This window comes from Shewanella sp. POL2 (assembly GCF_000282755.1).
Classification (GTDB): Bacteria; Pseudomonadota; Gammaproteobacteria; order Enterobacterales; family Shewanellaceae; genus Shewanella; species Shewanella xiamenensis.
This window is the reverse complement of the sequence record NZ_AKZL01000009.1, coordinates 18,867-31,176: the sequence shown is the minus strand read 5'-3', so window position 1 is coordinate 31,176 and position 12,310 is coordinate 18,867. Positions and strand designations below refer to the sequence as shown.

Sequence of the window (12,310 nt, the reverse complement as noted above, 5' to 3'; positions counted from 1 at the left end):
TAAGAAAGACCCATGAGCGAACTACATTACCTGTACGGCAAACCGACGGGCACCGCAGATTTAAGAACCGTTAACAGCGACTTTATCGTCAAAGAGATTTTGCCTTTTAGCCCGTCGGGCGAGGGCGAACATCATTTAGTCCACATTCGTAAGGATGGATTGAACACGGTACAAGTGGCTGAAATGCTGGCAAAGTTCGCTAAGGTTCATCCCAAAGAAGTGACCTATGCAGGACAAAAAGATAAAAATGCCATCACAGAGCAATGGTTCGGTATTCGCATCCCTGGTAAAGAAACGCCAGTATGGAGTGAGCTTAATAGCGACCGTCTAACCATATTATCCAGTAGTCGCCACAGCAAAAAATTACGTATTGGCGCGCTCTTGGGCAACCGTTTTATCCTTACCCTGCGCAATGTCACAAACGTGGAAGACATTATCAGCCGCATCGAGAAAGTCAGCCAAATAGGTGTGCCCAATTATTTTGGTGAGCAGCGTTTTGGGCATGATGGTAAAAACCTGGTGATGGGACGGCAAATGTTGGCGGGCAAAAAGGTGAAAGACCGTAATAAGCGCAGCATGTATCTGTCTGCGGTGCGCTCCAATCTATTCAATACCGTTGTCTCCTATCGTTTAGCCAATTATGGCACTAAACCCTTAGCGGGGGATTGCGTGATGCTGGCGGGCAGCAAAAGCTTTTTCGTTACGCCTGAATGGGATTTAGTGGTATTAAAACGTTTGATTGAGAAGGATATTCAACTTTCTGCGCCACTTTGGGGTCGCGGAAAAATGCTGCCGCAGGGCGAAGCCGCCGAGGTTGAAACCCAAGCCATGGCTGAGCTGGGCGACGATTGCTACGGCCTTGAGCACGCAGGTCTTGAGCAGGAACGCCGCCCATTGCTACTGGAACCTCAAGGACTTAAATACGAGCAAACCGCGGATGGATTGGTACTCGAGTTTATTTTACCTGCGGGTAGCTTTGCGACATCGCTGTTAAGAGAGCTGGTTGATTATCAAGATGTGAAAGAGCTGCAATGGCAAGCAACAGTTACGCCGGATACGAATGCTCCTGAGGCAAATACTGCAACTGAAAGCGATGTTGCAGAGGTCAATCTAATCGATAATGGCGAGTCCACTTTATGATCCGCATCCTTGTCAGCAATGATGATGGGGTGAATGCGCCGGGAATAAAAGCCTTAACGGAGGCGCTTGCCGAAATCGCCACTGTGATGACGGTCGCACCTGATCGTAATTGTTCCGGTGCAAGTAACTCTTTAACCTTGACTAATCCATTAAGAATTAATAGGTTAGATAATGGTTATATTTCGGTGTACGGTACACCAACAGATTGCGTCCACTTAGCCATACGGGAGCTCTGTGATGGTGAGCCGGATATGGTGGTATCGGGCATCAATGCTGGCGCGAATATGGGGGATGATACTTTATATTCGGGTACGGTCGCGGCGGCAATGGAAGGGCGTTTTTTAGGCTTCCCCGCGGTAGCGATTTCGCTTAATGGCAAAGCCTTTAAGCATTATCACACTGCCGCCGTTTACGCGCGGCGAATCGTGCAGGGGCTATTAGCGCACCCGATTGCCAGTGATCAGATCCTCAATATCAATGTGCCGGATTTACCGTTGGATGAGATTAAAGGCATAAGAGTGACGCGCCTTGGAGCGCGGCATAAAGCTGAAGGCATTGTGCGTACGCAAGATCCCGCAGGACGAGAAATTTTTTGGCTCGGCCCACCGGGTGTTGAACAAGATGCGAGTGAAGGTACCGATTTCCATGCCATTGCTCATGGTTATGTGTCGATCACTCCGTTAACCGTAGACTTGACCGCGTATAAACAATTATCGATATTGCAAAATTGGGTAGATAAAATATGACTCGAGTTGCCTTAACATCGGCGGTGAATTTAGCGAAAAAGCTTCAGGATGCGGGGATCCGCAATCCAGCCGTGCTTAAGGCAATATCCTATACACCACGCGAATTGTTTCTTGATAATGCGTTAGCCCATAAAGCCTATGAGAATACAGCCTTACCTATTGGTCAAGGGCAAACCATTTCTCAGCCTTATATCGTCGCGCGAATGACTGAGTTACTGCTGCAGCATCAGCCACATAAGGTGCTTGAAGTTGGAACGGGCTCAGGTTATCAAGCGGCGATTCTCGCCCAATTAGTACCAGAGCTTTGCACTGTGGAACGTATAAAGACGTTACAGATCCAAGCAAGGCAAAGATTAAAGCGGCTCGATCTGCATAATGTTTCCTTTAAGTATGGCGATGGCTGGCAGGGCTGGCAGAATCGTAGTCCCTATAATGGCATTATGGTCACCGCAGCTGCCGCAAAGGTTCCTGAAGCGTTATTATCCCAGTTAGCCGAAGGCGGTGTATTAATTATCCCTGTGGGTGAAGAAACGCAGCAATTGATGCGGATTACGCGTCACTTGGATAGTTTTAGTTCTGAAGTGATAGAGACAGTCAAATTTGTTCCTTTAGTAAATGGTGAGCTTGCATAGCGCGTTTATCGATTTATAAATTACTAAAACAGTAAGATAGCCCCAAAAAGGAGTTTTTATTGTTGAATGCGGGTTTACTTTTAAACCTCAGTTTACTGTTGTTGCTTGCGGGCTGTAGCTTTCAGGCGAGTCGCCCCGCACCTGTCGAAAGTCTTTCCCACAATTATTCAAAGCACAACAAAGGCAATATTAAATCCAATTCATATAAAGTTAAGAAAGGCGACACTCTTTACTCTATTTCTTGGGCTGCAGGCAAAGATTACGCCGAAATTGCTAAAATTAATCAATTAGATAAATCGTATACCATCTATCCTGGTCAGGTTTTGTATTTAACATATGACCATAATCAAAATAGTAAACCTTCTACGACTTTAGGTGGAATTAATTCGGTAAATAAAGGTGGATATCAGCATAATAAAAATAAAAAACAATCAGTTAGTGATGATTTTTCTCAGAATTCTGTATCTAGTGAAACACCGAAAAAAACACTTGATCAGAAAGCAAAGCCTGCGTATTCTGCAACAAGTTCCCAACAAAATATTAACCCTTTAATAATTGCTCCGACATCGACACTACCCGATAGTGTAAGCCAGTGGCAATGGCCTGTAAGAGGTAAATTGATTGGGACATACTCTGCCAATGAGCAGGGAAATAAAGGAATTAAGATCGCAGGAAAACGCGGAGATATCATCAAAGCCGCTGCAGATGGGCGGGTGGTATACGCAGGTAGTGCTCTTAGGGGTTACGGTAATTTAGTGATTATTAAACATAGTGACGATTACCTTAGTGCCTATGCTCATGCAGATCAGATCTTAGTCGAAGAAAAGCAACATGTCCTCGCTGGACAGACAGTTGCAAAAATGGGCAGTACAGGTACTAATCAGGTAATGCTTCGCTTCGAGATCCGTTACCACGGTCAGTCTGTTAACCCACTTAACTATTTACCTAAGCAATGATTGTTTAGGGCCTTGTTGGCATGGAGGATAAAAAATTGCAGTAATTCAAGCAGTTTACATTAGGTTTGGGAGATTTGATCATGAGCCGCATAAATAGCACTGCCGCAGAAGAACTAGTAGATTTTTCCGTAGATACCGCAGAGTTTGATCTCGATAAAGAGGATATTGCCGCTGATTTAGTTCAAGAACTAGGACTCGAACAACAGGTTCAAGATGACCTGCAAAAAAATCTTGATGCCACCCAGCTCTATTTAGGTGAAATAGGGTTTTCCCCACTGCTTAGCGCAGAAGAAGAAGTTTACTTTTCCCGTAAGGCCTTAAAAGGCTGCGAAAAATCCCGTAATCGCATGATTGAGAGTAACCTGCGACTCGTGGTTAAAATTGCCCGTCGTTACAATAATCGTGGCTTAGCGCTGCTGGATTTAATCGAAGAGGGTAATCTTGGCTTGATCCGTGCGGTGGAAAAATTCGATCCAGAAAGAGGCTTCCGCTTCTCAACCTATGCGACTTGGTGGATCAGACAAACGATTGAACGTGCCATCATGAATCAAACCCGCACGATTCGCTTGCCAATCCATGTGGTAAAAGAACTCAACGTGTATTTACGTACGGCTCGGGAATTAGCGCAAAAACTTGACCACGAACCTACGGCAGAAGAAATTGCCGAAAAACTGCAAGTATCCAGTGTTGACGTCAGCCGTATGCTGAAGCTCAATGAGAAGATCACCTCTGTCGATATCCCCTTAGGTGGCGATAACGACAAGGCGTTACTCGATGTGCTGGCCGATGACGACAACGTAGGCCCTGACTACAAAGTACAAGATGAAGACATTTCAAACTCAGTGGTGAAATGGCTTAACGAACTCAATACCAAGCAAAGAGAAGTGTTAGCGCGCCGCTTTGGTTTGTTAGGTTATGAACCCTCAACCCTTGAAGACGTCGGTGCTGAAATTGGCCTCACCCGTGAACGTGTTCGCCAAATTCAAGTGGAAGCCCTAAAACGCATGCGCGATTTGCTGGGGGCGCAAGGGCTATCTGTAGAGGCTTTATTTAGAAACTAATGCTTAAGGTTGTTTAATCAACCCATAAAAAAACGCCCACTTTGTGGGCGTTTTTATTATTAAGTTACGATGAACAAAGCTATTTAACTCAAGCGTTTAAGCTCATAGAGTAAATCCAGTGCCTGTTTTGGGGTCAGGTTATCTGGATTGATGGCTTTTAACTTGCTTATGGCCGGATTCTCCACTGGCTCCGGCAGGGCTAACAAGGTTTGAATCGGTGCCTTTGTGCCCTCTACTTGATGGTCGCGACTCTCAAGCTGATGTAGTTTATGTTTTGCCGCCTTAATCACCCGAGCTGGTACACCAGCAAGGGCCGCAACTTGTAAACCGTAACTCTTACTGGCCGCACCTTCTTGCACCGCGTGCATAAAGGCGATGGTGTCTTCGTGCTCAATCGCATCGAGGTGCACGTTATAGACCCCAGCCATGAGTTCCGGTAACTGTGTTAACTCGAAATAATGGGTCGCAAACAGCGTCATCGCGCCGACTTGCTGTGCTAAATACTCAGCCGCAGACCAGGCTAATGACAGGCCATCGTAGGTTGATGTGCCGCGACCAATTTCATCCATCAAGACTAAACTCTGCGCAGTGGCATTATGGAGAATATTGGCCGTTTCAGTCATTTCCACCATAAAGGTTGAACGGCCTGAGGCGAGATCGTCTGAGGCACCAATACGGGTAAAAATTCGATCGATAGGACCAATAATGGCGCGATCTGCGGGTACAAAGCTGCCAATGTGTGCCATTAGGGTGATCAGTGCAACTTGACGCATGTAGGTCGATTTACCGCCCATGTTTGGACCTGTAACAATCAACATCCGGCGTTGATTGTGCAGAGTGACAGGGTTGGCGATAAAAGGCGTTTGACTCACACGCTCAACCACAGGGTGACGACCCGCTTCAATTTTTACCCCGATTTCGCTGCTCAGTTCTGGGCAGGTATAGCCTAAGGTTTCGGCACGTTCGGCAAAGTTACTGAGCACATCGAGTTCGGCGGCTGCTCTGGCAAAGGCTTGTAGCTCATGCAATTTGGGGAGGATTAAATCAAACAATTCGTCCCACAGTTGTTTTTCAAGAGCGAGCGCCTTACCTTGGCTCGACAGCACTTTTTCTTCATATTCCTTAAGCTCGGGCGTGATATAACGCTCCATATTCTTAAGGGTTTGACGGCGTTGGTAATTTAATGGCACTTGCTGTGATTGCAGACGGCTGACTTCAATGTAGTAACCATGGACTCGGTTGTAGCCTACCTTCAGCGTAGCAATGCCAGTGCGTTCTTTTTCCCGCGCTTCGAGTTGTACTAGATAATCGCTGGCACCTTCACTTAAGCCACGCCATTCGTCTAATTCGGCATTGTAGCCTTCACGGATTACGCCGCCATCACGGATAAGCATGGGCGGGTTATCGACAATAGCGCGCTCAAGCAGTTGTTGCTCTTCGGGAAACTCGCCTAAGAGTTGACCTAGTTTCACCGTATGGGGAGCACTTAACTGTGCTAATGATTGCTGTAATTGAGGCAATAGGTTTAATGCTTGGCGTAGGCGGGCAAAATCCCGTGGACGAGCGGTACGAAGCGCCAGTCTTGCCATGATACGTTCGATATCACCTAGGGCTTTAAGCTGCTCATGCAATGACTCATGGGCCGCGGTCGCGAGCAACTCATTGACCGCCGTTTGGCGAGCAAAAATCTGTGCATGGTCCCTCAACGGCTGATGGATCCAGCGTTGTAACATACGGCTGCCCATGGCTGTGGCAGTATTGTCGAGCACGGCTGCTAGGGTGTTATCCCGACCACCACTCAAATTTTGTGTCAGCTCGAGGTTGCGGCGCGTTGCCGCATCCAAGACAATCGTATCGGTTTGATTAAAACGGGTAATAGCATTGATATGGGGCAGGGCGGTGCGCTGGGTGTCTTTTACGTACTGCATCAAGCAGCCTGCCGCTTGCAGCGATAGGCGAGCATCGGTTATGCCGAAACCGTGTAAATCCTTAGTGCCAAACTGGGCCAACAGCAGTTTGATACTGGTATCGTAATCAAATTCCCACTCAGGGCGGCGACGTTTGCCTTTAAAATGATGCAATAACTCCAGTGCACCAAAATCTTCGCTATAAAGAATTTCGACCGGATTCGTACGTTGCAACTCGGCTTCGAGGGACTCCTTCGTCTCTAATTCGGCAATCACGAAACGGCCAGAAGACACATCTAGAGTCGCATAGCCAAAGCCCACTTTGCCTTGATAAACCGCGGCCAACAGATTGTCTTGCCGCTCCTGCAATAGCGCTTCATCGGTTAAGGTTCCTGGGGTGACAATGCGTACGACTTTACGCTCAACCGGACCTTTTGAGGTGGCAGGATCGCCAATCTGTTCGCAAATCGCAACCGATTGGCCAATTTGAACCAATTTTGCGAGATAGCCTTCAACTGCATGGTAAGGGATACCCGCCATCGGGATCGGGTCGCCACCACTTTTGCCTCGGGCCGTAAGGGAAATGCCCAATAATTCAGAGGCTCGTTTGGCGTCATCATAGAAGAGTTCATAGAAGTCACCCATACGATAAAACAGCAGCATGTCGTGATGCTCTGCTTTCATGGTCAAATATTGACGCATCATCGGGGTATGTTTTTCTAAATCATCGGTATCTATAGGATTCATTAAATCGTTATCGTCCGCTATGCCGGCCCTGAAATAGGGAATAAAGTCATACAGTAATGGGAGATAAAATCAGTTGATTTGCACTATTACTGTCTAAAATCAATTGGCGCCAATCTTAGCAACAATTTACAGAAAATTGATCCTCAAAGCGTGGATATTCACTGATATCTTGATAAATCTGCAGGATGGGTGGGTAAAAGCTTGTCTAAATGGAAAAATTTTCTGACTGAAAAATAATTCATTCACAGGTATTGATACTGTATGATTGTACAGTATACTAGTCAGCAGATTACGACAAAGAGCCTCGCTTTTTGATCACCCGCTTTATTAAATTGAATATCACTTTTGACAGTACTGATGCTGTCTAGATGAGGGAATAGGAATGAAGGTCGATCCAAACAAAGAGAAAGCACTTGCTGCAGTATTGAGCCAAATTGAGAAGCAATTTGGTAAAGGCTCCATCATGAAGCTGGGCGAAGACCGCTCTATGGATGTTGAGACCATTTCTACTGGTTCTCTTTCCCTTGACGTTGCCCTCGGTGCGGGCGGCCTACCAATGGGCCGTATTGTTGAGATTTATGGTCCTGAATCATCAGGTAAAACAACTCTGACATTAGAAGTGATTGCCGCTGCTCAGCGCGAAGGTAAAACCTGTGCCTTTATCGATGCGGAGCACGCTCTCGATCCTATCTACGCGAAAAAGTTAGGCGTAGATATTGATAACTTATTGTGTTCACAACCCGATACCGGTGAACAAGCTCTTGAGATCTGTGATGCGTTAACCCGTTCTGGCGCGGTAGATGTGATCATCGTTGACTCGGTCGCGGCATTAACACCCAAGGCAGAAATTGAGGGCGAAATCGGTGACTCACATATGGGCTTAGCGGCGCGTATGATGAGCCAAGCGATGCGTAAGTTAGCGGGTAACCTCAAGCAATCGAATACACTGTTAATCTTCATCAACCAAATTCGTATGAAGATTGGTGTGATGTTTGGTAACCCAGAAACCACAACGGGTGGTAATGCTCTGAAATTCTATGCTTCTGTTCGTTTAGATATTCGCCGTACTGGTGCTATCAAAGAAGGCGATGAAGTGGTTGGTAACGAGACTCGTGTCAAAGTGGTTAAAAACAAAGTGGCTGCACCATTTAAGCAAGCTGAGTTTCAAATCCTTTACGGTCAAGGTATCAACCGTACTGGCGAGTTAGTCGATTTAGGGGTAGCCCATAAACTGATTGAGAAAGCTGGTGCTTGGTATAGCTACAAGGGCGATAAAATTGGTCAAGGCCGTGCCAATGCGGGTAAATATTTGACTGAAAACCCAGCCATTGCCGCTGAAATCGATAAGACATTGCGTGAGTTATTATTGAGTAACCCAAGTGCACTGGCATCATCAGCATCCGATGATGATAATATCGAGGGGAATATTGATTTAGAAACAGGCGAAGTATTCTGAGCCAGTCTGCCCGTCAAATTGCGGTCGCGCTGTTAGCGCGCCGCGATTATTCCCGCCAAGAAATCCGCACAAAACTGCTCGAAAAAGGCTTTGAGGTCGCTGATATCGATCCTGTGCTTGATGATTGTGAAGCGTCAGGATTTATCAATGATAAGCGCTATGCCGAGCTTCTCGTTCGAAGCCACATTGCCCGTGGTCATGGACCAATACGCATTCGTCAAGCTATTGCTCAAAAGGGGCTTACTAAAGATTGTATCGAAGCTGCCTTATCTGCAAATGAGCATGATTGGTTTGAGTTGGCAAAAACGAAAGCAATCAAAAAGTATACGGTCCCTAAAGTGCTTGAAGTAAAAGGCTCACTATCCCGCGAGCAAATTGCAAAAGAAAAAGCCAAACGAGTACGGTTTTTACTGAGCCAAGGCTTTAATTACGAACAAGTCACCTATGCCTTAGATTATGATCCTTTGGAAGATAATGATGACTAGGGCGTGTAGACGTTTCGAGATTACATTTTGTTCGTTCTGGCAAGTTCGTGCTCGCGAAACGAGGAATGATGTGTAGTTTACTCAAATGACGAGCGGCTCTTATGACAGAAAGTAAGAGCAAGGGCTTGCCAGACGAACCCTTAGGGTAGCATTTGGCTGGCTTTTCTGCCGCGTTATCGTCCGTTTATGTAGAATAACTACACTGCACGGACTTTGCCTTGCATAAAAGCCAGTCAAACTGCTGCAAAAATAACCCTGAAACGTCAACACGACCTAATGTAATCATATAAACTTGCCCTGGTAAGTTTGTGCTTATCATTCTTAACTCAGTTCATCTCCCTCACAGAATTAGTCCTTTTTCACCACTTTCACCTTGGGTTGTTGTGATAAGCCCTGTATTAGATGAAAACTCATCGAAAATATTAGACTCCGAAGCGCGATATCGCTATTCAAGGCTGGTCGTCTTTCTTCAGTCTGCTTATAATGCTGGGCAAATAGAAATACGGCTACCTTATGGTGTAGCTGGTCATGCTTACCCAATTCAGGACGATTTCATGTATCAAACGACAGCAGCGCTTAGAAGTGCTTTCCTCGAATTTTTCCGCAGCAATGGTCACCAAGTTGTGGACAGTAGTTCTCTTGTACCAGGCAATGATCCCACGCTTTTATTCACCAACGCCGGTATGAACCAGTTCAAGGACGTGTTTCTTGGCATGGACAAACGTAGCTATACACGTGCGACCACTGCCCAACGCTGCGTCCGTGCGGGTGGTAAACACAACGATTTAGATAACGTTGGTTACACCGCGCGTCACCATACTTTCTTCGAAATGCTGGGTAATTTCAGCTTTGGTGATTACTTCAAAGAAGATGCGATTCGTTTTGGTTGGACCTTCCTGACTGAAGTATTGAAGCTACCAAAGGATCGTCTGTGTGTAACTGTTTATCAAACAGATGATGAAGCCTTTGAAATTTGGAATAAAAAGATTGGCGTTGCTGCTGAGAATATCATCCGTATCGGTGATAACAAGGGCGCGCCATATGCTTCAGATAACTTCTGGCAAATGGGCGATACTGGTCCTTGTGGCCCTTGTACCGAAATTTTCTATGATCACGGCGACCACATTTGGGGTGGACGTCCTGGTAGCCCAGAGGAAGATGGCGATCGTTTCATCGAAATTTGGAACATCGTATTCATGCAATACAATCGTCAAGCCTCTGGTGAGATGTTGCCGCTGCCAAAACCTTCAGTCGATACTGGTATGGGGATTGAGCGTATCGCTGCGATTATGCAGGGGGTTCATTCAAACTACGAAATCGATATTTTCCGCGCCTTGATCGCCAAAGCAGCCGAAATCATCGGCGTGACAGACTTATCTAACAAGTCACTGCGCGTGATTGCCGACCATATTCGTTCATGCGCCTTCTTAGTTGCAGATGGTGTGATGCCATCGAACGAAGGTCGTGGTTATGTACTGCGCCGTATTATTCGCCGTGCCGTGCGTCATGGTAACAAGTTAGGGGCAACTGAAGCCTTCTTCTACAAGTTAGTTCCGACGCTAATCGAAGTGATGGGCGATGCCGCTAAAGGTTTAGCCGATACTCAAGTGATTGTTGAAAAAGCCCTTAAAGCTGAAGAGAACAGTTTGCCCGTACGCTTGAGCGTGGTTTAGGCATTCTGGATAGCGCGTTAAACGAATTGCAGGGCGACACCTTAGACGGTGAAACAGTCTTCAAACTGTACGATACCTATGGCTTCCCAGTGGATTTAACCGCTGACGTATGCCGTGAGCGCAACATTATCGTCGACGAAGCGGGCTTTGAAGCGGCGATGGCTGAACAACGTAGCCGTGCTCAAGCCGCGGGTAACTTCGGCGCCGATTACAACGCAGCACTTAAGATCGATGCTGAAACCGCATTCTGTGGTTACTCAGAACTTACTGGCAATGCTAAAGTCACCGCGCTTTACCTGAACGGCGAGTCAGTTCCTGCAATCAATGCGGGTGATGATGCCGTAGTGGTGCTCGATGTAACGCCTTTTTATGCTGAATCGGGCGGCCAAGTCGGTGACAAGGGCGTATTAGTGGCTCAAGGTATTGAGTTTGCTGTTAGCGATACGCAAAAGTTTGGCCAAGCTTCAGGCCACAAAGGGACCTTAATGGCTGGTAGCTTAAGCGTTGGTCAAATACTTGAAGCGAAAGTGGATAAAAAGCTACGTCACCGCACTCAGTTAAACCACTCTGTGACTCACTTATTACATGCTGCGCTGCGTCAAGTGTTGGGTACTCACGTTACTCAAAAAGGTTCGTTAGTTGACCCTGAGCGTTTACGTTTCGACTTTTCTCATTTCGAAGCAGTCAAACCTGCTGAGCTGAAACAGGTTGAAGAGTTAGTTAACACCCAAATTCGCCGCAACCATGAGCTGAAAGTCGCTGAAATGGCGATTGATGAAGCCAAAGAAAAAGGCGCTATGGCACTCTTTGGTGAGAAGTACGATGCTCAGGTGCGTGTTGTCACCATGGGCGATTTCTCTATCGAATTGTGTGGCGGTACCCATGTTGGCCGTACCGGTGACATTGGTCTGTTCAAAATTACCTCTGAAGGGGGTATCGCTGCGGGCGTTCGCCGTATCGAAGCGGTAACCGGCGCGGCAGCGATGGCCTATGTGGCACAGCAACAGGCACAACTTGAGGAAGCGGCAGCACTACTTAAAGGCGATACTCAATCCGTTGTGACCAAGCTTAAAGCCCAGCTGGATAAAATGAAGCAGCTTGAAAAAGACATGCAGCAACTGAAAGATAAGTTAGCTGCGGCAGCGAGTGCGGATTTAGCGGGTGATGCGGTTGTGGTTAATGGCGTTAACGTGCTGATTAAGAAGCTGGAAGGCGTTGAGGCGGGTGCACTGCGCGGCCTGCAAGATGAGTTAAAGCAAAAGCTGAAATCTGCCGTTATCCTGCTCGGTGTTGCTCAGGAAGGCAAAGTGAACCTTATCGCGGGTGTGAGCAATGACTTAGTTAGTAAAGTCAAAGCTGGTGAACTGGTTGCTATGGTTGCTGCACAAGTGGGCGGTAAAGGTGGTGGTCGCCCAGATATGGCTCAAGCGGGTGGTAGCCAACCAGAAAATCTGGATGCGGCTCTATCTCAAGTATTACCTTGGATTACTGAGCGTTTAGCTTAAGA

General features: G+C 46.8%; 8 protein-coding genes and 1 pseudogene. 8 read left to right on the top strand and 1 reads right to left on the bottom strand.

Annotated features, from left to right (window positions below; genetic code table 11):
• Window positions 1-12 precede the first annotated feature (12 nt).
• From SHEWPOL2_RS03735 to rpoS, 5 genes are all read left to right on the top strand, one after another.
• Window positions 13-1,140: a tRNA pseudouridine(13) synthase TruD gene (locus SHEWPOL2_RS03735; protein WP_037426216.1), complete on the top strand. Its 1,128-nt coding sequence runs from the start codon at window positions 13-15 to the stop codon at window positions 1,138-1,140.
• Window positions 1,137-1,886 (top strand): 5'/3'-nucleotidase SurE, encoded by a 750-nt coding sequence (gene surE, locus SHEWPOL2_RS03730; protein WP_037426213.1) that lies wholly within the window; start codon window positions 1,137-1,139, stop codon window positions 1,884-1,886. Before SHEWPOL2_RS03735 ends, surE begins: the two co-directional genes overlap by 4 nt.
• Window positions 1,883-2,518 carry a protein-L-isoaspartate(D-aspartate) O-methyltransferase gene (locus tag SHEWPOL2_RS03725; protein WP_037421172.1) on the top strand — a complete coding sequence of 212 codons (636 nt, stop codon included), beginning with the start codon at window positions 1,883-1,885 and terminating at the stop codon, window positions 2,516-2,518. The genes surE and SHEWPOL2_RS03725 overlap by 4 nt, the downstream gene beginning before the upstream one ends.
• Before the next feature lie 59 nt (window positions 2,519-2,577).
• On the top strand, window positions 2,578-3,474 hold the full coding sequence (locus tag SHEWPOL2_RS03720) for a peptidoglycan DD-metalloendopeptidase family protein (RefSeq protein WP_037426210.1): 897 nt from the start codon (window positions 2,578-2,580) through the stop codon (window positions 3,472-3,474).
• An 80-nt stretch (window positions 3,475-3,554) separates the two neighbouring features.
• Window positions 3,555-4,535 carry an RNA polymerase sigma factor RpoS gene (gene rpoS, locus SHEWPOL2_RS03715; RefSeq protein ID WP_037426208.1) on the top strand — a complete coding sequence of 327 codons (981 nt, stop codon included), beginning with the start codon at window positions 3,555-3,557 and terminating at the stop codon, window positions 4,533-4,535.
• Between the two features lie 83 nt (window positions 4,536-4,618).
• Here the strand turns inward: rpoS and mutS are convergent, their stop codons facing one another.
• Entirely contained in the window at window positions 4,619-7,189 is a 2,571-nt protein-coding gene (gene mutS, locus SHEWPOL2_RS03710) for a DNA mismatch repair protein MutS (protein ID WP_037426206.1), read from the bottom strand.
• A gap of 382 nt (window positions 7,190-7,571) precedes the next feature.
• Between mutS and recA the strand changes: the two genes are divergently transcribed.
• The 3 genes and pseudogenes from recA (at window position 7,572) to alaS (ending at window position 12,308) form a co-directional block, all read left to right on the top strand.
• Window positions 7,572-8,645: a recombinase RecA gene (recA, locus tag SHEWPOL2_RS03705; protein WP_037420979.1), complete on the top strand. Its 1,074-nt coding sequence runs from the start codon at window positions 7,572-7,574 to the stop codon at window positions 8,643-8,645.
• Between the two features lie 74 nt (window positions 8,646-8,719).
• Complete coding sequence (locus SHEWPOL2_RS03700; protein ID WP_037426204.1) at window positions 8,720-9,130, top strand: regulatory protein RecX; 411 nt, start codon at window positions 8,720-8,722, stop codon at window positions 9,128-9,130.
• Between the two features lie 554 nt (window positions 9,131-9,684).
• Window positions 9,685-12,308: pseudogene (gene alaS / locus SHEWPOL2_RS03695) on the top strand (alanine--tRNA ligase).
• The last annotated feature ends 2 nt before the right edge of the window (window positions 12,309-12,310 follow it).

Coding starts and splice junctions, on each gene's coding strand:
- SHEWPOL2_RS03725 (WP_037421172.1), top strand. CDS start 1,883: ATGACTCGAGTTGCCTTAACATCGGCGGTGAATTTAGCGAAAAAGCTT.
- surE (WP_037426213.1), top strand. CDS start 1,137: ATGATCCGCATCCTTGTCAGCAATGATGATGGGGTGAATGCGCCGGGA.
- SHEWPOL2_RS03735 (WP_037426216.1), top strand. CDS start 13: ATGAGCGAACTACATTACCTGTACGGCAAACCGACGGGCACCGCAGAT.
- rpoS (WP_037426208.1), top strand. CDS start 3,555: ATGAGCCGCATAAATAGCACTGCCGCAGAAGAACTAGTAGATTTTTCC.
- recA (WP_037420979.1), top strand. CDS start 7,572: ATGAAGGTCGATCCAAACAAAGAGAAAGCACTTGCTGCAGTATTGAGC.
- mutS (WP_037426206.1), bottom strand. CDS start 7,189: ATGAATCCTATAGATACCGATGATTTAGAAAAACATACCCCGATGATG.